Source organism: Pseudoxanthomonas suwonensis, assembly GCF_000972865.1.
Lineage (GTDB): Bacteria > Pseudomonadota > Gammaproteobacteria > Xanthomonadales > Xanthomonadaceae > Pseudoxanthomonas > Pseudoxanthomonas suwonensis_B.
On sequence record NZ_CP011144.1, the window covers coordinates 49,683 to 71,988 of the forward strand.

General features: G+C 71.5%; 22 protein-coding genes. 4 read left to right on the top strand and 18 right to left on the bottom strand.

Annotation, left to right across the window (positions count from 1 at the left end; all coding sequences use genetic code 11):
* Window positions 1-42 precede the first annotated feature (42 nt).
* On the bottom strand, window positions 43-1,158 hold the full coding sequence (locus WQ53_RS00185; RefSeq protein ID WP_052629462.1) for a PQQ-dependent sugar dehydrogenase: 1,116 nt from the start codon (window positions 1,156-1,158) through the stop codon (window positions 43-45).
* 92 nt (window positions 1,159-1,250) lie between these two features.
* Between WQ53_RS00185 and WQ53_RS00190 the strand changes: the two genes are divergently transcribed.
* The gene (locus WQ53_RS00190) at window positions 1,251-1,766 is read left to right on the top strand and encodes a hypothetical protein (protein WP_052629464.1); all 516 of its coding nucleotides are present in this window, start codon (window positions 1,251-1,253) and stop codon (window positions 1,764-1,766) included.
* 131 nt (window positions 1,767-1,897) lie between these two features.
* On the opposite strand, the gene WQ53_RS00195 is transcribed toward WQ53_RS00190, so the two are convergent.
* Window positions 1,898-2,788, bottom strand: a complete 891-nt coding sequence (locus WQ53_RS00195) for a cytochrome c oxidase assembly protein (RefSeq protein ID WP_052629466.1) — start codon at window positions 2,786-2,788, stop codon at window positions 1,898-1,900.
* Between the two features lie 57 nt (window positions 2,789-2,845).
* Here WQ53_RS00195 and WQ53_RS00200 point away from each other — a divergent pair, with 57 nt between their 5' ends.
* Window positions 2,846-3,286, top strand: a complete 441-nt coding sequence (locus WQ53_RS00200; protein ID WP_236685873.1) for a CopD family protein — start codon at window positions 2,846-2,848, stop codon at window positions 3,284-3,286.
* Between the two features lie 17 nt (window positions 3,287-3,303).
* Here WQ53_RS00200 and WQ53_RS00205 read toward each other — a convergent pair whose 3' ends face one another.
* From WQ53_RS00205 to folD, 5 genes are all read right to left on the bottom strand, one after another.
* The gene (locus tag WQ53_RS00205) at window positions 3,304-3,834 is read right to left on the bottom strand and encodes a DUF2231 domain-containing protein (RefSeq protein WP_052629467.1); all 531 of its coding nucleotides are present in this window, start codon (window positions 3,832-3,834) and stop codon (window positions 3,304-3,306) included.
* A 9-nt stretch (window positions 3,835-3,843) separates the two neighbouring features.
* On the bottom strand, window positions 3,844-4,191 hold the full coding sequence (locus tag WQ53_RS00210) for a hypothetical protein (protein WP_052629468.1): 348 nt from the start codon (window positions 4,189-4,191) through the stop codon (window positions 3,844-3,846).
* Entirely contained in the window at window positions 4,191-6,713 is a 2,523-nt protein-coding gene (ctaD, locus tag WQ53_RS00215; RefSeq protein ID WP_052629469.1) for a cytochrome c oxidase subunit I, read from the bottom strand. Before ctaD ends, WQ53_RS00210 begins: the two co-directional genes overlap by 1 nt.
* Window positions 6,710-7,396, bottom strand: a complete 687-nt coding sequence (locus WQ53_RS00220; protein WP_236685874.1) for a cytochrome c oxidase subunit II — start codon at window positions 7,394-7,396, stop codon at window positions 6,710-6,712. The genes ctaD and WQ53_RS00220 overlap by 4 nt, the downstream gene beginning before the upstream one ends.
* A 981-nt stretch (window positions 7,397-8,377) precedes the next feature.
* Window positions 8,378-9,244, bottom strand: a complete 867-nt coding sequence (gene folD, locus WQ53_RS00225; RefSeq protein ID WP_052629471.1) for a bifunctional methylenetetrahydrofolate dehydrogenase/methenyltetrahydrofolate cyclohydrolase FolD — start codon at window positions 9,242-9,244, stop codon at window positions 8,378-8,380.
* A 77-nt stretch (window positions 9,245-9,321) separates the two neighbouring features.
* Here folD and WQ53_RS00230 point away from each other — a divergent pair, with 77 nt between their 5' ends.
* Window positions 9,322-9,618: a DUF1244 domain-containing protein gene (locus WQ53_RS00230; RefSeq protein WP_052629472.1), complete on the top strand. Its 297-nt coding sequence runs from the start codon at window positions 9,322-9,324 to the stop codon at window positions 9,616-9,618.
* A complete protein-coding gene (locus tag WQ53_RS00235; RefSeq protein WP_236685875.1) occupies window positions 9,611-10,396 on the top strand; it encodes an alpha/beta hydrolase in 786 nt (261 codons plus the stop codon). Before WQ53_RS00230 ends, WQ53_RS00235 begins: the two co-directional genes overlap by 8 nt.
* A gap of 112 nt (window positions 10,397-10,508) precedes the next feature.
* On the opposite strand, the gene WQ53_RS00240 is transcribed toward WQ53_RS00235, so the two are convergent.
* The 11 genes from WQ53_RS00240 to ndk all read right to left on the bottom strand — a co-directional run bounded on the left by WQ53_RS00240 (window position 10,509) and on the right by ndk (window position 22,167).
* Window positions 10,509-12,329: a monovalent cation:proton antiporter-2 (CPA2) family protein gene (locus tag WQ53_RS00240; protein WP_052629473.1), complete on the bottom strand. Its 1,821-nt coding sequence runs from the start codon at window positions 12,327-12,329 to the stop codon at window positions 10,509-10,511.
* Between the two features lie 45 nt (window positions 12,330-12,374).
* On the bottom strand, window positions 12,375-13,514 hold the full coding sequence (gene moeB / locus WQ53_RS00245; protein ID WP_052629474.1) for a molybdopterin-synthase adenylyltransferase MoeB: 1,140 nt from the start codon (window positions 13,512-13,514) through the stop codon (window positions 12,375-12,377).
* Between the two features lie 167 nt (window positions 13,515-13,681).
* Complete coding sequence (locus tag WQ53_RS00250) at window positions 13,682-14,908, bottom strand: molybdopterin molybdotransferase MoeA (protein WP_052629475.1); 1,227 nt, start codon at window positions 14,906-14,908, stop codon at window positions 13,682-13,684.
* A 28-nt stretch (window positions 14,909-14,936) separates the two neighbouring features.
* Window positions 14,937-15,542: a molybdenum cofactor guanylyltransferase gene (mobA, locus tag WQ53_RS00255; RefSeq protein WP_052629476.1), complete on the bottom strand. Its 606-nt coding sequence runs from the start codon at window positions 15,540-15,542 to the stop codon at window positions 14,937-14,939.
* A 2-nt stretch (window positions 15,543-15,544) separates the two neighbouring features.
* Complete coding sequence (der, locus tag WQ53_RS00260; protein ID WP_052629477.1) at window positions 15,545-16,945, bottom strand: ribosome biogenesis GTPase Der; 1,401 nt, start codon at window positions 16,943-16,945, stop codon at window positions 15,545-15,547.
* Window positions 16,946-16,973: 28 nt separating this feature from the next.
* Window positions 16,974-18,170 (bottom strand): outer membrane protein assembly factor BamB, encoded by a 1,197-nt coding sequence (gene bamB, locus WQ53_RS00265; RefSeq protein WP_052629478.1) that lies wholly within the window; start codon window positions 18,168-18,170, stop codon window positions 16,974-16,976.
* Between the two features lies 1 nt (window position 18,171).
* Window positions 18,172-18,798 (bottom strand): YfgM family protein, encoded by a 627-nt coding sequence (locus WQ53_RS00270; RefSeq protein ID WP_052629479.1) that lies wholly within the window; start codon window positions 18,796-18,798, stop codon window positions 18,172-18,174.
* Window positions 18,799-18,867: 69 nt separating this feature from the next.
* Window positions 18,868-19,722: a helix-turn-helix domain-containing protein gene (locus WQ53_RS00275; protein WP_052629480.1), complete on the bottom strand. Its 855-nt coding sequence runs from the start codon at window positions 19,720-19,722 to the stop codon at window positions 18,868-18,870.
* Window positions 19,719-20,528: a type IV pilus biogenesis/stability protein PilW gene (pilW, locus tag WQ53_RS00280; protein ID WP_052629481.1), complete on the bottom strand. Its 810-nt coding sequence runs from the start codon at window positions 20,526-20,528 to the stop codon at window positions 19,719-19,721. Before pilW ends, WQ53_RS00275 begins: the two co-directional genes overlap by 4 nt.
* Complete coding sequence (gene rlmN, locus WQ53_RS00285; RefSeq protein ID WP_052629482.1) at window positions 20,518-21,726, bottom strand: 23S rRNA (adenine(2503)-C(2))-methyltransferase RlmN; 1,209 nt, start codon at window positions 21,724-21,726, stop codon at window positions 20,518-20,520. The genes pilW and rlmN overlap by 11 nt, the downstream gene beginning before the upstream one ends.
* A gap of 15 nt (window positions 21,727-21,741) precedes the next feature.
* Entirely contained in the window at window positions 21,742-22,167 is a 426-nt protein-coding gene (ndk, locus tag WQ53_RS00290) for a nucleoside-diphosphate kinase (RefSeq protein ID WP_052629483.1), read from the bottom strand.
* Window positions 22,168-22,306 lie beyond the last annotated feature (139 nt).

Consider the following 22,306-nt stretch of genomic DNA (forward strand, 5'->3'; position numbering starts at 1 on the left):
GTCTGCGCCTACCGGGCGGCCACGCCGGCCGCTCCGGGGATGTCACCCCCCGGGCACCAACCGCAGCAGCCGGCCCTCGGGCTCGTCGGTCAGTACGTACAGGGCTCCGTCGGGACCGATCTTGACGTCGCGCATGCGCTCGCCCAGGTCCTGCAGCAAGACCTCCTGCGGCCCCGGCGCGCCGCCGGCCAGGCTGACCCGGCGCAGGCTCTTCTCGGCCAGCGCGGCCACCAACAGGTCGCCGCGCCATTCGGGGAACAGTGCCCCGTCGTACAGGGCCAGGCCGCCGGGTGCGATCGACGGCGTCCACTGCAGCAGCGGCTGCTCCATGCCGTCGCGCTCGGTGAACGGACTGATCAGGGCGCGGCTGTAGTCGCGGCCGTAGGTGATCACCGGCCAGCCGTAGTTGCGCCCCGGTTCGATCAGGTTGAGCTCGTCGCCGCCGCGCGGACCGTGCTCGTGGGCGTAGATGCGGCCGGAGGCCGGATCATGGACCAGGCCCTGCACGTGGCGGTGGCCGTAGCTGTAGATCTCCGGCAGGACGCCGTCGCGGCCGACGAAGGGGTTGTCGGCCGGCACCTGGCCGTCGGTATGGATGCGCACGATCGTGCCCATGTGGCTGTCCAGCTTCTGCGACTCCTCGCGGAAGAAGAAGCCGTCGCCCAGGCCGAGCAGCAGGGTACCGTCGGGCAGCTTGAGCAGGCGCCCGCCGGCGTGCACGTCGCCGGACTTGGCCGGGTGCGTGGTGAACACCGGGGTGACCTCGGCGAGCGCGCCGTCGACCAGCCGCGCACGCACGATGCGGGTGTGGTTGGCGTCCTTGTCGCCATGCGCGAACGACAGGTACAGCACGCCGCTGTCCTCGAAGTCGCGCGCCGGCAGCACGTCGAACAGGCCGGCCTGGCCGGACACGAATATCTCGGGCAGTCCCGCCACCGGTTCGGCGAGCAGCTGGCCGTCCTGGACCACCCGCAGCCGTCCCGTGCGCTCGGTGACCAGGATCCTGCCGTCGGGCAGGAACGCGACCGACCACGGATGCTCAAGACCATCGGCCAGCGTCTGCACCTGCAGGGTAGATGCCTGCGCCGTCGCCGCGGCCGCCGCGCAAACGGCGGCGCACATCAGCTTCAAACCATGCGTCTTCAGGCTGCGGATCATCACTGCACCTCTACGCGAATAATGGGAAAAATGGCTGCAGCATCATGCAATGCGCGTGTGCCGCATTTCCTCACGATCCGGGAGAACATGCCGTGAAGACCCATGACTTCGGACGCTTGGCGCTGTCTTTCCTCGTCGCGGTGCTGTTCGCGGTGGTCTGGGGCGCGGTGGTGCAAACCCAGTACAACCTGCAGGGCCTGGCCTCGCTCGGTGTCGATGTTTCCGGCGTGCGCTGGAGCACCACCGCACGCGACGTGTTCAGCGGTTTCACCCCGACCTATGGCGGCTACGTGGTCGCACCGGCGTTGCTGGTCGCGTTCCTGGCGGCCGGCTGGATTTCGCGGCGCAGCGCACCGCTTGCCCGCGCGCTGTGGTTCGCACTGGCAGGACTGCTCGCGGTGTGGGTGGCGATCCCGCTGGTCAACTGGCTGGCACCAGTGGCGCTGCTGGTCGGCGCCAGCCGCGACGCGATGTGCACCTTCCTGATGGCGGTCGGCGGCGGCGTGGCCGGCCTGTTGTTCGCCTGGATGACCCGGCACCGGCGCCGGCACGAACCGCAGCCGATGACGGCACCGCTGGAGCCGGACCGCACCAACCCGCTGGCCTAGTCGGTACGTACCGACATTGAAGGCGACCGCCGGATGATTCGCGGTCGCCTTCGCCGAACGATTCCCGAGGCACTAGACCGGCGATGCTGTCCGGCGGCCATCGCTCCCGCCATGGCGGCATCGTGCCGGCGTCACCCCGGGCCGCGCATCCGTTCCAACTGCGCGAATCCCCGCCACATCAGCCAGACCGCTCCCAGCAGGTACGGCACGCAACTGGGCACCCACATCAGCACGCCGGCCAGCTGCTGGTCGGCCAGCGGCGACAGGCCGAACTGCGGCGCACGCTCGGCATACACCGGGTACAGCACCCGCGGGGAGAAGGTCAGCAGCGCCCCGAGGAAACCCATCTGCATCATCACCACGACGATGGCGACCATGCCTGGGCCAGCGCCGGCACGGGGATCGCGGATCCGCCGCCACAGCGCCGACCAGAACCACAGCCCGGCCAGCAGGAAGCTGGCGTGCATCGCCCAGTGCAGCGGTTCGCTGTGCAGCGCCGCGTCCAGCGCGGACGGCAGGTGCCAGAGCCACATCGCCGCACCGTGGACCAGCGTCGCAGCCGCCAGTGCGGCACCCGCGCGCAGCTGCAGCGGATGCGCGCGCCGGTGCAGCGCCTGCGACCAGTCGGCCGGCAGCGCGCAGGCGATCGCCGCCAGCGGCCGCCCGGCCAGCAGCAGCGGCGGCACCAGCGCCAGCAGCAGCATGTGCTGGGCCATGTGCGCGGCCAGCGACCACTCGCCGTACGCATCGAGCGGCCATACCGTCGCCAGCAGCAAGGCCACCGCGCCGGCGGCGAAGCAGCTGGCCTCCATGACCGAGACGCCGCGCCCGGGTCCGCTGGCGCGCCAAAGGCGCACGAGTCCGGCCGCGTACAGGCCCAGGAACGCAGCCAGCGGCAACAGCAGCCACGGCGAAAGCGACCAGGCCCGGGCCAGCGTCGGCGGCGCCTCGCCGCCGGCGTCGTGGGCCAGCAGCGGCGCCGCCAGCGCCAGCCAGGGCAACGCCGCCGCCCTCGCCCACATGCGCTTAGCGGATGGGCGGATACGCTGGCGGCCGCCGGTCATCGGGAAGGAGCGGACGTGTACTTCTGGATCAAGCTGCTGCACATCACCGCGGTGATGGTGTGGTTCACCGGCCTGTTCTTCCTGCCGCGGCTGTTCGTGGCCCGCCACCGGGACGAGGCCGATGCCGACCCGGCCTACTTCAATCCGGTCGCCAACCTGCTGTTCTTCCGCCTGGCCACGCCGGCGGCGATCGCGGCCATCGCCCTGGGCATGGTCCTGATCGCATACGTCCCGTTCGGCGTCTGGCTGGCGGCCAAGCTCGGGATCGTGACCCTGGCGGTGTTGATGCACCTGTACCTGGGCCTGCACCTGTACCAGCTCGGCCACGGCCGCGACCGCCACGGCGCCACCTTCTACCGGGTGCTGGGCTGGTTGCCGCTGTTCCTGCTGCTGGCGCTGGCGGCACTGACCGGGGCCAAGCCGGACGGCATCGGCCCGCTGCCGGCCCTGCCCTGACCGAGGCGCGCGCCCGGTCATTCGGCCGGCGGCGAATCCTCGCCGCCCTCCTCTTCCTTGGCCTGGTAGCCGTATACGCCGATGCCGTAGCGGAAGGTCAGCGCGCCGCCCAGCCAGCCGGTGACGGTCACCATCAGCAATCCCAGCGACGACAGCAGCAGGCCCCACGGCCACACTGCCGCGAGCGGATCGGCCAGGCGCAGGCGCAGTCCGGCCGCGGCAACGGCCAGCAGCATCACCCCGGACAGGAAATGGCTCCAGGCCGAGACGTGGCGGCGCACGACCCGGATCAGGAACATGTCGCAGGCGCCGACCACCGCCGCGAGCAACCCGCTGCCGAGGCCGACCAGGTTCAGCCACAACGACAGCTGCCCCCAGAACGCGTCGCCGCGCCACAGGTAGGCCAGGTCGGTCACCGGCAGCAGGCTCAGGCAGGCGACCGGGTACACCACCAGGATCGGGTGCAGCGGATGCTGGGCGATCGCCACCCGGCTGGCCACGGTATGGCTGCGGGTATCGGGAACCGGTTGCTTCAGGCTCTTGCGCATGCGCGCTCCTCAGGCACAGGGCGACAGCAGGAGGATCGGCACGGTGGTGAACAGCACCGCCACCGCCGCCAGCAGCGACAGCAACGCCGTGGCCAACGCGGTGAAGCGGCGCCGGCGCACCGCCGCGTCCGGCGCGTCCGCGGCCGCCGCCGCGCGCCGCGCGCGCAGGCCGAGCCAGGCGATCGCGAGCAACGCCAGCACGGTCGATCCGAGCATCGTCCAGCGCGCGCCCGGCTGGTTCCAGCCTTCAGCGCAGGCCAGTCCCTGCACGCTGTACACCAGCACGAAATGCAGCGCCCATACCGCCATCGGCGCCGCCATGCCTGTCAGGCGCCAGGGCGCGAGCCAGCCGGCCATCACAGCGCCTCCGGGAACAGGTGGATCACCGCCCAGGCGATCGCGCCCTGGCCGACGACGTAACGCCAGAACGCGGCCGTGATCCGCAGTTCCAGCGGACGCGCGGCGTCCACATGGCCCTTGCGCAGGCCCGCGGCGGCATACAGCGCCAGCAGCATGGCCACCGCCACGTGCACCGCATGGAACCCCGCCAGCGTCCACACCACCGAAGCGTAGGCGTGGACGCTGGGCGGACCGGCCACGCCGGCCACCGCCGCCAAGTGCAGCCACAGGAAACCGCCGCCCAGCAACACCGCCACGCCCAACCCCGCCTGGGCCGCCGTGGCGCGGCCGCCGTGCAGGGCGCGTTCGCTCCAGGAAACCGCACCCCAGCACGCCGCCAGCAGCGCCAGCGCCGTCCAGGCCGCCGGCCCGGCGCCGGCCGCCATGCCCGCCGGCGGCCACGCCTCGGTGCCCAGCCACAGGTAGAAATAGGCGAATACCAGCGAGGCGAACAGCGAGCCGTCGATCAGTAGCGTCGCCACCAGCGCCCACCAGCCCGGCGCGTTGCGGCAGGCGTACTGCGACGGCAGCAGCACCCCCGGCGCCGCCTCCAGCTGCGCCGGCGCGGTGCGGTCGCCGGTGGTCCAGGCCCAGGCCAGCAGCGCGGCCAGCAGCGGCGCCAGCAGCAGCACCGCGGCCAGGTACCACTTGGCGATGAAGCAGGCCAGCAGCGCGGCGATCGCCAGCGCGGCCAGCAGCGGCCACCAGGTCGAGCCGGAGACGCGGATCACCTGCTCCGGGGCCGCGGTCAGCACGCCGGTGCCCAGCACCTCGCGGCGTCCATGCGCGGCGTCGCCGAGCAGGCCGTCGGCGCGCGCGCTGCGTTCGGCCACCGTCGGGTCGCGCCACAGCGGGTAGCGGTCGTCGACCTGCGGCACCGAGGCGAAGTTGTAGGGCGGTACCGGGTGCTGCAGCGCCCACTCCAGCGTCCCGGCATGCCACGGATCGCGGCCGCTGCGGCGGCCGTGGCGGAAGCTCAGCGCCGCATCGAGCAGGATCGCGATCATCCCGGTGGCCAGCACGAAACCCGCAGCGGTGGACAGCAGGTTGAGCCATTCCACCCCCAGGCCCTGCGGATAGGTATGCGCGCGCCGCGGCATGCCCAGCAGGCCGGTCAGGTGCATCGGCAGGAAGGTCAGGTTGAAGCCGACGAACACCAGCCAGAACGCGGTGCGGCCCAGGCTCTCGGAGGGCATCCGCCCGCTGGCCAGCGGCAGCCAGTAGTACAGCCCGGCGAACAACGGGAACATCAGCCCGCCGATCAGCACGTAGTGCAGGTGCGCGACCACGAAGTGGGTGTCGTGTGCCTGCCAGTCGAACGGCACCAGCGCCAGCATTACCCCGGTCAGCCCGCCCAGCACGAACACCACGAAGAAGCCGAGGATGTGCAGCATCGGCAGCCGCAGCCACGGCCGTCCCGACCACAGCGTGGCGATCCAGGCGAACACCTGGATCCCGGTCGGGATAGCCACCGCCATGCTCGCCGCACTGAAGAACGCCAGCGCCAGCAGCGGAATGCCGACCGCGAACATGTGGTGCACCCACAGGCCGAAGCTGAGGAAGCCGGTGGACACCAGCGCCAGCACGATCCACAGGTAGCCGACCACCGGGCGCCGGGCGAACGTGGGTATCACCATCGACACCACGCCGGCGGCGGGCAGGAAGATGATGTAGACCTCCGGGTGCCCGAACAGCCAGAACAGGTGTTGCCACAGCAACGGGTCACCGCCGCGGGCCACGTCGAAGAACACGAAGTCGAACGCGCGCTGCATCTCCAGCAGGACGCTGGCCAGGATCAGCGGCGGGAAGCCGAACGCGATCATGAACGCGGTGACCAGTATCGCCCAGGCGAACAGCGGCATGCGCCGGATGTCCATGCCGGGCGCGCGGGTGATCAGCACCGCCACGATCAGCTCCACCGCAGCGGTCACCGCCGCGATCTCGGCGAAGGTCACCCCGATCAGCCAGAAGTCGGCGCCGCGTCCGGGCGAGAAGGTGGCGTCGGTCAGCGGCACGTACATGAACCAGCCACCGTCGGGCGCGGCGTCGAACAGCAGGCTCGAGTACAGGAACAACCCGCCGAACAGGTAGCACCAGTAGCCGAACGCGCTCAGCCGCGGGAACGGCAGGTCGCGCGCGCCGAGCATCTTCGGCAGCAGGTACATCGCGAAGCCTTCCATGATCGGCACCGCGAACAGGAACATCATCGTGGTCCCGTGCAGGGTCACGAACTGGGCATAGCGCTGCGGGTCCAGCACCTCGTTGCCGAACCAGGCCAGCTGCAGGCGGATGAACATCGACAGCGCGCCACCGACCAGCAGGAAGGCGAAGCCGGTGACGATGAAGCGCATCGCCACGGTGCTGTGGTTGACCGCGGTCAGCTGCCCGACCCAGCCCGGCCGGTTGCTCCACACCCGCGCCAGCCGGTGCCGACGGCGCCGTTCCTGGGCCGCGCCGAGGGGACGGGCGGGCGCGGTCATGGCGCGGCCTCCGCCGCGGCCACGCCGACGGCGTGCGTGCGCATCCAGGCCGCGTAGTCGTCCGCTTCCAGCACCCGCACGTCGAACGCCATGATCGCGTGCTCGAGGCCGCAGAACTCGGCGCACTGGCCGCGGATCGGGCCGGCCCGGTCGGCGCGCAGGCGCAGCACGTTGGTCCGCCCCGGGATCGCATCGATCTTGCCGCCCAGCCGCGGGATCCAGAAGCTGTGGATCACGTCGGCGCTGTCGATGCGGAACTCGACCATCGCCCCGAGCGGCATCGCCAGCACGTCGGTCGTCACCGCCAGCGGCGTGCCGTCGCGGTCGAGGTGGACGAACTCCCACTGCCACTGCCGCGCGGTCACCGCGACCACGTGCTCCACCTCGGCGCTGCGCCCGGTGATCCGGTCGCTGGACAGGGTGCCGTGCACCAGCAGCGCGGCCAGCAGCACGGTCGGCAGGACCAGGCCGCCGCCGACGATCATCCGCCGCGCGCCGGCCGCCGACAGCCCGCGCTCGCGGCGCATCCCGGCCAGCACCAGCGCCACCACCAGCAGCCAGACCGCGCACGCGCCCCAGAACATCAGCCACCAGGTACCGGCGATGGCCTCGGCCGCGGGCCCCGCCGGGTCCAGCGCCGACTGCGGACCGCGGCAGGCGGCCAGCAGTATTGCCAGCAGCATCGCCGGCAACAGCCGGGCCCGGCTCCGGTAGGGTCGTCGGGAAGCGCCGATGGGCCACATCCTCCTCGTCCGGGCGTGGACACGCCGCACTCCCCGTCCACGCCCGACTAGCCTGCAGAAGGTTGGCAGTATCCCGGGACGGTCGTGAAGCCGCCGCGATGCATGGATCGGGGAATCCGGCCTGGCGGGTCACCCGCTGGCCGGGCGATGCGGCGGCGATGCCGGTGCAAGTGCCGGCTTCCTTGTTGACGGAAGGGAACGATTCCGCGCCGGGGAGATGTGCCTGTGCCGTATGGGAAACCGCCGCGGCGACGGCAAGGCAAGGGCAAGGCAACACAACACAACGGCCAGAGCGCTTGGGGTGGTCGGCTTCGGGCTGAGCGCGGCAGTGCGGGTGTGTTGCGGTCGGCTCGACGGCACATCCGTGTGCCGACTCGCCGACGCGGCCATCCATGGCCGCTGCCGCAACACACCCGCACCGCCACGTCTTCGGGAACTTTGAGGTCGTAGCTCCGTTCCGGTGTCCCCAGGCAACAGCCGTCATTTTTCTGCCGCGCCGTTCTGTAGGAGCCTGGCTTGCCCGCGACGCGACGCCGTCGGCACAGGCGACGCCCTTGTGGTTCCGACGCCCATGTCGCCAGCAAGCTGAGCTCCAACAGTCAGATCGCGGTGTCTTTTCGCCAGGCAATAGAAGCCACGACCGCCACGCCGCCCGAGGACGTCGTCCTGCCGGGGTATGGCGCAAGTGGCACAGGGATGGGCCACGGCCCCGAGTTGAGGGCAGGATGCCCGACCGAGGGGTAAGCCATGCCCCGGCAGGACGGCGGCCCCGGCCGAAGAGAGGCTTCTGCCTTGCAGGCGGCGGCTTTGCGCCAAGCCGACACCCTGGCCGCGGTGGCAGTGGCCACACCCCCCAGAACCGGGGTGCCTTCCCACAGAACCAAAATTCCGCAAAGCCCCGCACATGTCGCGCAGGCGCGACTAGGTAAAGGTCTGCGCCGCCGCGGCCGCTTCCAGGGTGTTCTGCATCAGCGTGGCCACGGTCATCGGCCCGACCCCGCCCGGTACCGGCGTGATCCAGCTGGCCTGCTGCGCGGCGGCCTCGTAGCCGACATCGCCGACCAGGCGGCCGTCATCGAGCCGGTTGATGCCCACATCGATCACCACCGCGCCCGGCTTGACCCACTCGCCCGGCACGATCCCCGGGCGGCCCACCGCCACCACCAGGATGTCGGCGTCGCGCACGCGCGCCTCCAGCACCTCGCGCGGGGTGAACTTGTGGCAGCTGGTGACGGTGCAGCCGGCGATCAGCAGTTCCAGCGCCATCGGCCGGCCGACATGGTTGCTCACGCCGACAATGGTGGCGTTGCGCCCGCGCACCGGGCGGTCGGTATGCGCCAGCAGGGTCATGATCCCGCGCGGAGTGCACGGGCGCAGGCCGAACTGGCGCAGCGCCAGGTGGCCGACGTTCTCGGGGTGGAAGCCGTCCACGTCCTTGCGCGGGTCGATCCGGCGGATCAGGCCGCTGGCGTCCGGGATGCCCGGCAGCGGCAGCTGGACCAGGATGCCGTGGATCTTCGGATCGGCGTTGAGCCGGTCGATCAGGGCCAGGATCTGCGCCTCAGAGGTGCCGGCCGGCAGGTCGTAGTCGAAGGCCTCGATCCCCACCTTCTCGGCGGCGCGGCGCTTGTTGCGCACGTACACGGCCGAGGCCGGATCGGAACCGACCAGCACCACCGCCAGCCCTGGCCGCGACCGGCCGGCGGCCACGCGCGCGTCGACCCGCACCTTGAGTTCGTCGAGCAGGGCGTCGGCGACGCGGCGGCCATCGAGGATGCGGGCGGTCATCAGGGCGGTGCTTGCGGGTCGGGGCCGGGAATCGGCACATTGTCCCCGATTCGGCAACCGTGAGGTAGGGACGAACCATGGTCGACACCGTGCAACTGCAAGCGGCCGCGTTCCGCCGCCTGCTGCGCCACCTCAACCGGGAGCGCACCGACGTGCAGAACATCGACCTGATGATCCTGGCCGGGTTCTGCCGCAACTGCCTGGCCGACTGGTACCGCGAGGCAGCCGGGGACGCCGGCCAGCCGATGGACAGGGAGCAGGCGCGCGAGGCCGTCTACGGCATGCCATTCGCCGAATGGAAGGCGCTGCACCAGCAGGAGGCCACGCCCGAACAGCTGGCCGCGTTCGAGGCCGCGCGCCGGCGCCATGGCTGAGCTGCGCGGCGGGCGGATGCTGCTGGCGGCCGCGCTGTTCGGGCTGCTGGGCTACGCGGCCCTCAGCGCCCTGATGTACCTGCGCCAGCGCGATCTGGTCTACTACCCGCAGTTCACCCGGGTGGCCGCGGAAACCACCGATTTCGAGCTGCGTTCCGGCGAAGTCGTGCTGCGCGGCTGGCGGGTGAATCCGGGACGCAGCGACGCCCTGCTCTATTTCGGCGGCAACGCCGAACGGGTCGAGGCCTGGCGCGGACCGTTCGCGCAGTGGTTCGGCGACCGCACGGTCTACCTGGTCGGCTACCGCGGCTACGGCGCCAGCGAGGGCCAGCCCGGCGAGCAGGCGATCCTGGCCGATGCGCTGACGCTCTACGACGAGGTGCGGCGGCGCCATCCCGACGGCGACATCGCCGTGGTCGGGCGCAGCCTGGGCAGTGGTGTGGCCGCCTACCTCGCGTCGCAGCGTCCGGTCGAGCGGCTGGCCCTGGTCACGCCGTTCGACGGCCTGGCCGAGGTCGGCCAGGCCCACTACCCGTGGCTACCAGTGCGCCTGCTGGCGAGCGAGCGCTACCCGTCCGCGGACTACCTGCGCGGCTACCGCGGCCGGCTGCTGCTCCTGCGCGCCGGCCGCGACGAGGTGGTGCCGGCGCGCAACACCGACCGCCTGCTGGCGGCGCTGCCGGTGCCGCCGCAGGTCGTCGAGTTCCCGCAGCACGGCCACAACGACCTGTCCGAGGATCCGCGCTACGGCGAGGCCTTGGCCGGCTTCATGCGCTGAGCGGGCGGCACGCTGGCCGTCCGCGGACGCCTGGGCCATCTGGTTTTCTGCCCGTCGTTCCGGCGCAGGCTAGAAGCCTCTTTCGGCGACGGAGAGAGCTATTCCGCCTTCCCTAGCTTTCGGCTTCGCCGGTCGGGTCCAGGCGCCGCGACCCGCGCCGCGGCGTGGTGAACGGCGTCGGCGTGGCCGGTGGCGTGTTGCCGATGATCAGCGGCCGGCCCGCACGCACGTCGCCGGCGGCCACTTCCAGGACGAAGCGCTCGGCGTCAAGGCGCCGCACCTCTTCCGACACCTGCCCGGCCTCGTCAGGGTCCACTCCCAGCTCCTCCAGCGCCGCACGGCCGAACAGCACCGCCGACTCGAAGGTCTCGCGCACCTGGTAGTCCACGCCCTGCGCCACCAGTTCCAGCGCGTGCTCGCGGTCGAAGGCGCGGACCAGCAGCCTGGCCTGCGGAAAATCGGCCCGGCACAGCTCGACGATGCGGTTGGCGGCGACGCGGTCGTCGATGCACACGGCGATGGCGCGCGCGCTGCCCGCCCCCGAGGCGTGCAGCACGTCCAGGCGGGTGCCGTCGCCGTAGTACACCTTGAAGCCGAACTCGCCGGCGCTGCGGATCATCTCGATGTCGGTGTCGATGATGGTCACGTCCACGTCGCGCGCCAGCAGCGACTGGCTCATCACCTGGCCGAAGCGGCCGAAGCCGATGATCAGCACGCTGCCGGCGAGCCCGTCGGCCAGCTCGATGCCGTCCATGGAAAGCTGCGGCTTCTCCGGCAGCAGCCGCCGGACCGCCAGCACCACCAGCGGGGTGAGCGCCATCGACAGCACCACCACCGCGGTCAGGTTGGCGTCGGCCTGCGCGTCGATCACCCCGGCCGCCGAGGCAGCGGCGAACAGCACGAAGGCGAACTCGCCACCCTGCGCCATCAGCACCGCGCGGTCCAGCGCCTCGCCATGCGAACTGCGCAGCAGCCGCGCGATCGCGTAGATGCACACCGCCTTGGCCGCCATCATCGCCACCACCAGCGACAGGATCAGCCCGGCGTTGGCCGCGACCACGCGCAGGTCCAGGGCCATGCCCACGGCCAGGAAGAACAGGCCCAGCAGGATGCCGCGGAACGGCTCGATGTCCGCCTCCAGCTGGTGGCGGAAGGTGGATTCGGACAACAGCACGCCGGCCAGGAACGCGCCCATCGCCATCGACAGTCCGCCGATCTCCATCAGCAGCGCCGCGCCCAGCACCACCAGCAGTGCCGCCGCGGTCATCACCTCGCGTGCCTTGGCCGCAGCCAGCAGGCGGAACAGCGGGTTGAGCAGCCAGATCCCGGCGGCCACCAGGCCCGCCAGCGCGGCCATCGCGATCCCGATGTCCGCCCAGCGCGAGCCGGCGTGCTCGGCCGGCATCGGTGACATGAACGCCACCAGCGCCAGCAGCGGCACGATCAGCAGGTCCTCGAACAGCAGGATCGAGACGATCTTCTGCCCGCGCGGCAGCGCGATGTCGCCGCGTTCGCTCAGCAGCTGGATGACGATGGCGGTCGAGGTCAGGACGAAACCGGCCGCACCGATGAAGGCGATCTTGCCGGGCAGACCGAACAGCAGCGCCACCCCGGTCAGCACCGCGATGCAGGTGCCGATCTGCAGCGAGCCCAGGCCGAAGATCTCGCCGCGCAGGCTCCACAGGTGCGACGGGCGCATCTCCAGCCCGATCACGAAGAGGAACATGACCACGCCCAGCTCGGCCACGTGCAGGATCGCCTGCGGGTCGGAGAACCAGCCCAGCCCGAACGGGCCGATCAGCAGGCCCGCGGCCAGGTAGCCGAGCACCGAGCCCAGGCCCAGGCGCCGGAACAGCGGCACCATCACCACCGCCGCGCCGAGCAGCGCGACCACCTTGACCAGTTCGCTGCCGGTTGCGCTCTCGACCGCCATGCTCAGCCACTCCTTGCCTGATGCGCCATGCCGGCTCGGCCGGCCTCAGCCGTCCGAGCCGCAGAACCGAGCGTAGTCGATGTAGCCGGGGAATGGCCGCTCCGGCGCACACACCGGGCACTCCGGGTCCGGCACCAGGCGGACCTCGCGGAAACGCATCGCCAGCGCATCGAACTGCAGCAGCCGCCCGGCCAGCGGCTGGCCAATGCCGAGCAGCAGCTTGAGCGCCTCGTTGGCCTGGAGCAGGCCGACGATGCCCGGCAGCACGCCGAGCACGCCGGCCTCGGCGCAGCTGGGCGCGAACTGTGGCGGCGGCGGCTCCGGGAACAGGCAGCGGTAGCACGGGCATTGGCCGCGGTGGCGGCCGGCGTCGAACACGCTGGCCTGGCCCTCGAAGCGCTGCACCGCGCCGTAGACCAGCGGCTTGCCCAGCTTCACGCAGGCGTCGTTGAGCAGGTAGCGCAGCGGGAAGTTGTCCGAGCCGTCCACCACCACGTCCACGCCGTCCAGCAGCGCCTCGACGTTGGCCGAGGTCACCCGCTCGCGCACGCCCTCGATCCGCACGCGCGGGTTGAGCGCGGCCAGCCGCTCGCGCGCCGAGTCCACCTTAGGCGCGCCGATCGTGGCCTCGACATGCAGGATCTGCCGCTGCAGGTTGCTGCGGTCGACCACGTCGTCGTCGACCAGGCGCAGGTGGCCGACGCCGGCCGCGGCCAGGTAGAACGCGGCCGGCGAGCCGAGCCCGCCGGCGCCGACCAGCAGCACGCGGGCGCGCTGCAGCCGGCGCTGGCCCTCGATGCCGACCTCGGCCAGGCGCAGGTGGCGCGAGTAGCGCTCGAGGAAATCGGCCTCGTCTGCGTCCAGCTGCGGCCGCACCAGCGGCAAGGACTCAGCGATCCAGGCGCTGGTACCGCCGGCCACCGAATGCACGTTGGTGTAGCCGGCCTCCTCCAGCACGGCGGCGGTGGCGGCCGAGCGCCGCCCGGACTGGCAGATCAGCAGGACCGCGGCGTCCGGCGACGGCAGGTGGCGGCCGTGGTCGGCCTCGAGCTCAGCCTTGGCGATGCCCAGCGCGCCTTCGGCCTGGCCGCCGGCGCGCTCGTGCGCCTCGCGGATGTCGACCAACAGCGCGCCCTGGCGCTGGCGGTCGCGTGCCTGGCGCGGGGTGATTTCGGAGATGGCCATGGGTCGATTATCGGCCCCGCGCGCGGTCTTTGTGTAGGAGCGGGCATGACCGCGACACGACGCCGTCGGCACGGGCGACGCCCCCGGTTTCCCCGACGCCCATGTCGCGGTCGGCACAGGCGACGCCCTCAGTTTCCCCGACGCCCATGTCGCGGTCATGCCCGCTCCTACAACAGCGGAAGGACCTCAACCAGGTCGCCGGTCGCGTATTCGCGCGCGCCCTCCTCCAGCACGATCAGCGCGTCGCTGCCGGCGGCGCCGCGCAGCCGGTGCGAACCGTCGGCCGGATTCGGGTGCACCTGCAGCACCGCGTCTTCGCCCTGCGCCAGCTGGCCGCGCAGCAGTTCCAGCCGTTCGTGCCGCTTGCGCCAGGGCGCGGCCAGCCGGGCGCGCCAGCGCGGGCGCGGTTCGCCACGCCCCTGCAGCGTATCGAGCAGTTCGCGCCCCAGCACGGTGAAGGTGGCCAGCACCGAGACCGGGTTGCCGGGCAGGCCCAGCACCAGTGCCCGCCCGGCCTCGCCGAACAGCAGCGGCATGCCCGGCCGCATCCGCACCTTCCAGAAATGGATCCGGCCGCGCGCGCGCAGCCAGTGCGGCAGGTGGTCCTTCTCGCCGGCGGACACGCCGCCGCAGGTCAGTACCACGTCGAAGCTCTCGACCGCATCGTCCAGCATCGCCCCGATCCGCGCCGGGTCGTCCGGCAGCGTCGGCCAGGCCACCGGTTCCAGCCCGAGCGCGCGCAACTGCGCCATCAGCTGGTCGCGGTTGCTGTTGTAGACCTGGCCCGGCTGCAGCGGCAGGCCCGGCTCGACCAGCTCGTCGCCGCTGGCGAACACCGCCACTGTCGGCCGCGGCGCCACCGGCAGGCGGTCGATGCCCAGCGACGCGGCCAGGCCGATCCGCGCCGGCGTCAGCACCTGCCCCGCCTGCAGCACGCGGTCGCCGACCTCCACGTCCTCGGCGCGCCGGCGCACGTTGGCGCCGTGCGCCAGGCCGGCCGGCGCCAGCACCCGGTCGCCGTCGACGACCGCGTTCTCCTTGATCAGCACCGTATCGGCACCCTGCGGCAGCGGCGCGCCGGTGGTGATGCGCACGCACTCGCCCGGCCCCGGGACCAACGCCAGGTCGCGGCCGGCGAACTGTTCGCCGGCCAGGCGCAGCGGGGTCGTGGTGTCCGCGGCCAGGTCGGCGTGGCGCAGTGCGAATCCGTCCATGGCGCTGTTGTCGAAGGCCGGCAAGGCCACCGGCGCCACCACGTCGGCCGCGAGCACGCGGCCGTCGGCGCGTGCGGTGGCGACACGTTCGGGCTCGGCGCGCCGCGTCGCGGCGACGGTGCGGACGATGCGCAGCGCCTCGTCCAGGGCGATGCGGGTAGGGAAATCGTCGCTGCTCATCCGGGAATCGCTGTGCGGACCTGGCGCGCTACGGCAGGCGGATACGCGCCGCGGCCAGGTCCTGCGGTGTGTTGAGGTTGCCGAAGCGTACCCCCGGCAGGCGCACGCGGCCCAGCCCCAGGCGCTGCCGCAGGCTGCGCGGCGCAAGATCGCCCGCCACGAGCATCGCCGGCAACTCGCGCCGCAACGCATCGCGGCGGTACAGCGCCACCAGCGGCTGCAGGCCGTCGTCGTCCTCGGCGACCGCGCCGGTGTCCGACGCGCCGCTGGCCAGGCTGCGGACCAGGCAGTCGTTCACGTCGTACAGGTCCACCGGCAGGGTCAGCAGCCACTCGGTGGCGCAGGCCGCGGCCAGCGCCTCGATCCCGGCCAGCGGCCCGCTGCCCGCGTCCAGCCGGTCGGGAACCGTGTCCAGCCCGGCGTCCGCGTAGCGCTGCAGGTCGCGGTTGGCGCTGACCAGCACCGGGCCGGTCTCGCCCGGAAAGCGGCGGGCGAAGCGCAGCACCTGTGGCACACCGTCGCGCTCGAGCCAGGCCTTGTCGGCGCCGCCGAGCCGGCTGCCGCGGCCACCGGCCAGCAGGCCCAGGGTCAACCGGTCCGGAGTCGGCGCGTCGGCGGCCACCTGGGCGGCCATGCTCACTTGCCGCGCTTGACGTGGCGCATCAGCCGCCGCTTGCGCGCGACCTGGCGCTCGCTCAGCTCGTTCTTCTTGCCTTCGTAGGGATTGGTGCCTTCGCGGAACAGCATCCGCACCGGCGTGCCGACCAGCTTGAAGCGCTTGCGGAAGAAGTTCTCAAGATAGCGCTTGTACGAGTCCGGCAGGTCCTTGAGGCGGGTGCCGTGGACCACGAAGGTCGGCGGGTTCTCGCCGCCCGGGTGCACGTACCTGAGCTTGGAGACGTGGCCGCGGATGCTCGGCGGCGGGTTGGTCTCGTAGGCGATTTCCAGCGCCTTGTTGACCTCGCTGGTGCTGAAGCTGCGGATCGCCGAGGCATGCGCGCGGTGGACCGCACGGAACAGCTCGCGCAGGCCCGAGCCGTGCTTGGCGGAAATGCGCACCGCCTCGGCCCAGGGCACGAATGCCAGCTTGCGCGACAGCAGCGCCTCGGCCTGCTCGCGCTGGTAGGTGGTCAGCCCGTCCCACTTGTTGACCGCGACCACCAGCGCGCGGCCGGCGTCGAGCACCGCGCCGAGCACGGTGGCGTCCTGGTCGGTGACGCCCTCGGTGGCGTCGAGCATCAGCACCGCGACCTGGCAGCGCTCGATCGCCTGCAGGGTCTTGACCACGCTGAACTTCTCGACCGCCTCCTCGACCTTGCCCTTGCGGCGGATGCCGGCGGTGTCGATCAGCCGGTACAGGCGGCCATCGCGCTCCAGGTCGGCGGCGATCGAGTCGCGGGTGGTGCCCGGCACTTCCGAGGCGATCATCCGCTCCTCGCCGAGCAGGCGGTTGACCAGGGTCGACTTGCCCACGTTGGGGCGGCCGACGAAGGCCACGCGCAGCCGGTTCGGATCGTTGTCCAGTTCCTCGGCGCTGCCCTCTTCCGGCAGCCGCTCGAGGATCTCGCCGTGCAGGTCGTCCATGCCCTGCCGGTGCGCGGCGGACACCGCCAGCACGTCGGCGAAGCCGTAGCGGGCGAATTCGGCGCGCACCGCTTCCTCGTGGGTGCCGTCGATCTTGTTGATCACCAGCAGGGTCGGCCGCGCCAGCTTGCGCAGCCAGGCCAGGATCTCGTCGTCCAGCGCCGATGCGCCCTCGCGGCCGTCGACCACGAACAGGACCAGGTCGGCCTCGCCGGCCGCGGCGCGCGCCTGGCGCGCGGTGGCGCCGGCCAGGCCCTCCTCCTCGCCGGCGATGCCGCCGGTGTCGACCAGCAGGAACGGCCGCTCCGGGTCGAGCCGGCACACGCCGTAGTGGCGGTCGCGGGTGACGCCGGGCTGGTCGTGGACCAGCGCGTCGCGGCTGCGGGTCAGCGCATTGAATAGGGTGGACTTGCCGACATTCGGCCGTCCGACCAGTGCAACCAGCGGCAACATGGCGCGATCCCTGCCCGCATCCGTCCGGTCAGTCCAGCCGGAAGGCGGTCAGCCCGCCGTCGACGGTCTGTACCAGCAGCAGGCCGTCGGCCGCGACCGGCTGTGCCTTGATCGCCTTGCGGCCGACGCGCGCACGTCCGGCCTGTTCGCCGTCTTCCAGGCGCAGCCAGTGCAGGTAGCCGTCGAAATCGCCGACCACTGCGTAATTGCCGTGCACGGCCGGTCCGGTCAGCGAGCGCCGCGCCAGCACCGGCTGCGACCACAGGGCCGCGCCGCTGTACTTGTCCAGCAGGTAGACGGTGCCGGCGGGGCTGGACAGCACCAGGCCCGACGGCGCCGCGGCCAGGCCGCCAATGCCGCCGTGCTCGCTCTGCCACATCGGGCGGCCAGAGGGGCCGTCGATGGCGATCGTGCGGTTCTTGAAGCTGCTGGCGAACAGCAGCGTGCCGTCGATCAGCGGTGCGCTGTCGACGTCGGCCATGCGTTCCAGTTCGCTGCGGCCGTCCGGGGTGCCGACGGTCTGCTCCCAGAGCACGCGGCCGTCCTGCAGCGCCAGCGCGCTGAGGGTGCCGTCGTCGTTGCCGGAGAACAGCACGCCCGGGGCATAGGCCAGCGGGGCGTTGCCGCGCACGGTCAGCGACGGCAGTTCATGCTCGGTGAACCAGCGGCGCTCGCCGGTGGCGGCGTCGAAGGCGCTGATGCGGCCGTCGTTGCTGCGCACGTACACGGTGCCCTGCGCCACCAGCGGCGCGGTGATGATCTCGCTGCTCACTGCGGCGCGCCAGCGTTCGGCGCCGTTGGCCGCGTCCAGTGCGATCACGTCGCCGCCGAGGCTGCCGACCACCACCAGCCCCTCGCCCGCGCCGGGACCGCCGGCCAGGCGCAGTGCCTGGTCCTTCGGTGCCTTGAATTCCCAGACCTGCCTGCCGCTCTGCAGGTCGAGCGCGACCACGCGGTTCTCGGCGGCCGCCGCATACACGCGGCCATCCGCCACCGCCGGCCCCTGGCGGGCGCCGATCCTGCGCTCGCCGTCGCCGAGGTTGACCGACCAGGCCTTGGCCGGGCGCACGCTGGCCTGGAAGTCGACCAGCTCGGCGGGCTCGGCGGCCTTCTTGGCCTCCGCGTCCTTGCCGGCGAACCAGCCCCTCACGGTGGTGCAACCCGACAGCGCCACCACCAGCAGGCCGGCCGCGACGGCCGGGCGGAGCATGTGCATGCGGGTCATGTCAGATCGCCTCCGCCGGCTCGGGCACCTGGCCACCGGCTTCCTGCAGCTTGAGCTCGACGCGTCGGCGCGAGGGCGAGGCCACGTCGGTGCCGGTCAGCGCCTGGGCATAGGCGTCACGGGCTTCGTCGCGCTTGCCGGAGGCGAACAGCGCGTCGCCGCGCAGTTCCAGCGCGGCGCTGCCGCCCTGGCCTTCCAGCGCCTTCAGCGCCTCGTCAGGCTTGCCGGTGGCGTTGAGCAGCTGCGCCAGCCGCTCGTTGACGACCGGCTGCAGGGTCGGCTCGGCCTGGATGCCGCGCAGCGTGGCGATGGCCTCCTCGGCCTTGCCCGCCTCGACCTGCGACTTGGCCACGCGCAGCGCAGCCAGGGTGGCGTAGGTGCCCGCCTGCCCGGCCAGCAGCGCGCCGGCCTGGTCCACGGCGCCTTCCTCGAGTTGCCTGACCGCCTCGGTGTAGGCCGAATGCGCCTGCTGCTGCTGCTGCGCCTGGTGGCTGCCCCACCAGCGCCAGCCGTAGATGGCGAGGATGCCCAGGGCCAGTCCGCCGAGGATGCCCAGTGCGTTGTTGCGCAACCACGAGCGGACGCGTTCGCCCTGCTCGTGCTCGTCCAGAAGGTCGTCGATTGCCATGCAGTTCCCTGCCCCGCGCGGGCCCCGGCGGGGTCTTCTGTGTCCCAGTGGAGTACCGGCACGCGTCGGTTATTCGGCGGTGACGGAACCGTCAGAGGATACCGCAAAGCGGGCCACGTTCGCCCGCTGGTACGGCGTCGTGTCCACGATACTGCCTGCTTGCTGAACGCGTACCACCGAGGCATTGCCCAGTACTACGCGGCCCACGCCGGCCGCATCGAAGCTGCGACTGTCGCCGGCATGCATCAGGCCCTGCTCGAGGGTGGAGCCGTCCCGTGCGACGACCTGCATCCAGCTTTCGCCGTTGAAGTCGAGCACCAGCTTGCCGGCGGCCGACGGCGCTGCGCGGCTGACCGGCGGCGCCAGCGACGCCACGTAGGGACCGGCCGGCTCGACATCGCCGGTGCCGGCCACGCCGCTGCCGACGCCGGTGGCCGGCAGGACCGGCGATTGCGCCGGCAGCGCGGGCACCGTTTCCGGCGGCACCGCATCGAGCGAGGCGGTGGTCGGCGGCGCATCGGCGAAATGCGAGCGCGTGGCCAGCCATACCGGCACCGCGATGGCCGCGGTGATCACCACGTACACGGCGCGGCGGCCCATGTTCTCCATCAGCCGCTGGTAACGCGGTGCGTGCGCGTGGCTCACCAGGTCCACCGGCGCGGCCGGTGCCACTTCCGTGTCCAGGAACGGTTCCACGTCCACGTCCAGCAGGCGCGCATAGCTGCGCAGCTGGCCGCGCACGAACACGCTGGCACCGATCACCTGCCAGCGCCCGTCCTCCAGCGCCTGGACCACGTGCACCGGCATGCGCAACTTGGTGGCGACTTCCTGCAGGCTCAGGCCCGCCGCGATTCTCGCTTCGCGCAAGCGTACGCCACACCCCCGCGCATCGCCCTGGATGTTCGCGCTGGACTCGTGGATCACTGTGGATCTTCCCCGGTTCTGACGAGCGCGGCCTGCGGGAACTCCGCCCTCAGCCGCTGCTGGTATCGACTGGCGGCCACCCTGTCGCCAAGCCTGTCTTCGATCCTGGCCGCGAGTTGTAACACGGATGCATCGGCAGGCGCAGCCGCCAGCCTGCGTTCCGCGAACGCGCGTGCCTCGAAATATCGCCCCTGGCCATATTGATACTCCGCCATGCTGGCCAGTGCATAGGCATTGCCGGGTTCGATGTCCAGAGCGCGACGGAGGTCACGCTCGGCGCGTTCGCGTTGCCCGCTTTTGAGCGCGCAGCCGCCGGCGTTGGCCAGCGCCGCGCCCGGCGACCGGTAGCCGGGCACGGCCAGCGCGCGGTCGAACCAGACCAGCGCCTCGGCCGGATAGCCGTTGCCGCACAGCCAGGCACCGTAGTTGTTGAGCACCTCGCCACGGTCGGACGCCAACTCGGCGGCGCGACGGTAATGCTCGCCGGCCTGGGCGATGTTGCCGCGCCGCGCCGCGATGGCGCCGAGCAGCGTGTAGGCATCGGCCGCACCCGGGTCGAGCTTCAGTGCACTGTTGGCCTGCTTCTCGGCCTCGGCCAGTTCCCCGCTGGCGAATCGCTGCGAGGCCAGGCCGAGCAGCTCGCGGACCTGCACGCGGCGCTTGGTCTGCTCGCTGTCGGAATAGCGGTAGTCGGGCGCGATCTGTTCGCTGCCCTTGATCTTAGGCGGCTTGACCGTCGGCGACTTCGAGCACGCCGCCAGCAGCAGCGCGCCCGCCAGCAGCACCAGTCGCGGGTCAGGCCGCATGTCCGTCGACCTGGCCCTTCTGCAGGCTGCGGCGGAACTCAGCCTGGCGCCGGGTGCGGTCCATGACCTGGCCCTTGAGCTGGCCGCAGGCCGCGTCGATGTCATCGCCGCGGGTGCGACGGACCATGGTCAGCACCTGCGAATCGAGCAGGATCTTCTGGAAGGCGCGGATCTGCGCCTCGTCCGAGCGCTCGTAGCGGGTGCCCGGGAACGGGTTGAACGGGATCAGGTTGACCTTGCCCGAATCGCGCGCCTGCACCGCGTTGTCGAACCGGCGCATCAGTGCCGCGAGTTGGCGGGCATGCTCGGGCTGGTCGTTGACGCCCTTCATCAGGGTGTACTCGAAGGTCACCGAGTCGCGCTTCTTGTTGGCCCGCAGGTAGCGCGCGCAGGAGGCCATCAGCTCGGCGATCGGGTACTTCCTGTTGAGCGGCACCAGGGTCTCGCGCAGTTCGTCGGTGGGCGCGTGCAGCGAGACGGCCAGCGACACGTCGCTCTCGGCCGAGAGCCGGTCGATCATCGGCACCAGGCCCGAGGTCGACAGCGTGACCCGCTTGTTGGCCAGGCCGTAGCCGAGGTCGTCGCGCATCACGCTCATCGCGCGCACGACGTTGTCGAAGTTCATCAGCGGCTCGCCCATGCCCATCATCACCACGTTGGTGAGCCGGCGCTGCTGGTGCGGCACGTTGCCCAGGTGGCGGGCGGCGACCCAGACCTGGCCGACGATCTCGGCGGTGGTCAGGTTGCGGTTGAAGCCCTGGGTGGCGGTCGAACAGAAAGTGCAGTTCAGGCCGCAGCCGACCTGCGAGGACACGCACAGGGTGCCGCGCCCCTTGTCGGGGATGTAGACGGTCTCGATGGCGTTCTTGCCGTCGGCACCCATCGCCAGCAGCCACTTGTGGGTGCCATCGGCGGAGGGTTTGTCGAACACCACGTTGGGGACGACGACCTCGGCATGCGCGTGCAGCTTGGCGCGCAGCGCCTTGCCGAGGTCGGTCATCTGGTCGAAGTCGGTGACGTAGCGGTGGTGGATCCACTTCATCACCTGGTGGGCGCGGTAGCGCTGCTCGCCGAGGGTCTCGGCGAAGAAGCGCTCCAGGCCCTCGCGGTCGAGGTCGAGCAGGTTCTGGCGCACCGCTACGCCGGCGAGCGGTTCGCCGGTGACGGTGACGCTGGGGATCTGCTGCAGTTCGGCCACGTTCCTACATCCGGGTCAGCGCGAGACCACTTCCGTGGCGGCGAAGAAGTAGGCCACTTCGATGGCGGCGTTCTCGACCGAGTCCGAGCCGTGCGCGGCGTTGGCGTCGATCGACTCGGCGAAGTCGGCGCGGATGGTGCCCGGCGCGGCTTCCTTCGGATTGGTCGCGCCCAGCAGCTCACGGTGCGCGGCCACGGCGTTCTCGCCTTCCAGCACCTGGATCATCACCGGGCCGGAGATCATGAACTCGACCAGCGCGTTGAAGAACGGGCGCTCGCGGTGCACGGCGTAGAAGCCCTCGGCCTCGCGGCGCGACAGCTGCTTGTACTTGGCGGCCACGACCTTCAGGCCGGTCTTCTCGAAACGGGAGTAGATTTCGCCGATGACGTTCTTGGCGACGGCATCGGGCTTGACGATCGAAAGGGTGCGCTCCAGCGCCATGGACTTCTTCTCTAGTGACGGACGGACGTTCCGGACCAGGACGGCCCGGAGGTTAGCACGGAAAAACCCGCGTCGGGACGCGGGCTTAGCTTCAAATGCGTAGCGCAATTCTAACATTGCTGGTGCAAGTTTGCAGACC

Bases quoted from the DNA above. Each gene is read 5' to 3' on its own strand.
- WQ53_RS00235 (WP_236685875.1), top strand. From the start codon at position 9,611: ATGGCTGAGCTGCGCGGCGGGCGGATGCTGCTGGCGGCCGCGCTGTTC.
- ndk (WP_052629483.1), bottom strand. From the start codon at position 22,167: ATGGCGCTGGAGCGCACCCTTTCGATCGTCAAGCCCGATGCCGTCGCC.
- WQ53_RS00270 (WP_052629479.1), bottom strand. From the start codon at position 18,798: ATGGCAATCGACGACCTTCTGGACGAGCACGAGCAGGGCGAACGCGTC.
- folD (WP_052629471.1), bottom strand. From the start codon at position 9,244: ATGACCGCCCGCATCCTCGATGGCCGCCGCGTCGCCGACGCCCTGCTC.
- pilW (WP_052629481.1), bottom strand. From the start codon at position 20,528: ATGCGGCCTGACCCGCGACTGGTGCTGCTGGCGGGCGCGCTGCTGCTG.
- moeB (WP_052629474.1), bottom strand. From the start codon at position 13,514: ATGGCCATCTCCGAAATCACCCCGCGCCAGGCACGCGACCGCCAGCGC.
- WQ53_RS00220 (WP_236685874.1), bottom strand. From the start codon at position 7,396: ATGCTGCTGGCAATACTGCTGGCCGCCTGCCGCGGTCCGCAGTCGGCG.
- mobA (WP_052629476.1), bottom strand. From the start codon at position 15,542: ATGGCCGCCCAGGTGGCCGCCGACGCGCCGACTCCGGACCGGTTGACC.
- WQ53_RS00240 (WP_052629473.1), bottom strand. From the start codon at position 12,329: ATGGCGGTCGAGAGCGCAACCGGCAGCGAACTGGTCAAGGTGGTCGCG.
- WQ53_RS00195 (WP_052629466.1), bottom strand. From the start codon at position 2,788: ATGTGGGCGAGGGCGGCGGCGTTGCCCTGGCTGGCGCTGGCGGCGCCG.
- WQ53_RS00210 (WP_052629468.1), bottom strand. From the start codon at position 4,191: ATGGCCGGCTGGCTCGCGCCCTGGCGCCTGACAGGCATGGCGGCGCCG.
- der (WP_052629477.1), bottom strand. From the start codon at position 16,945: ATGTTGCCGCTGGTTGCACTGGTCGGACGGCCGAATGTCGGCAAGTCC.
- WQ53_RS00250 (WP_052629475.1), bottom strand. From the start codon at position 14,908: ATGAGCAGCGACGATTTCCCTACCCGCATCGCCCTGGACGAGGCGCTG.
- bamB (WP_052629478.1), bottom strand. From the start codon at position 18,170: ATGACCCGCATGCACATGCTCCGCCCGGCCGTCGCGGCCGGCCTGCTG.
- WQ53_RS00205 (WP_052629467.1), bottom strand. From the start codon at position 3,834: ATGCGCAAGAGCCTGAAGCAACCGGTTCCCGATACCCGCAGCCATACC.
- WQ53_RS00230 (WP_052629472.1), top strand. From the start codon at position 9,322: ATGGTCGACACCGTGCAACTGCAAGCGGCCGCGTTCCGCCGCCTGCTG.
- WQ53_RS00185 (WP_052629462.1), bottom strand. From the start codon at position 1,158: ATGATCCGCAGCCTGAAGACGCATGGTTTGAAGCTGATGTGCGCCGCC.
- ctaD (WP_052629469.1), bottom strand. From the start codon at position 6,713: ATGACCGCGCCCGCCCGTCCCCTCGGCGCGGCCCAGGAACGGCGCCGT.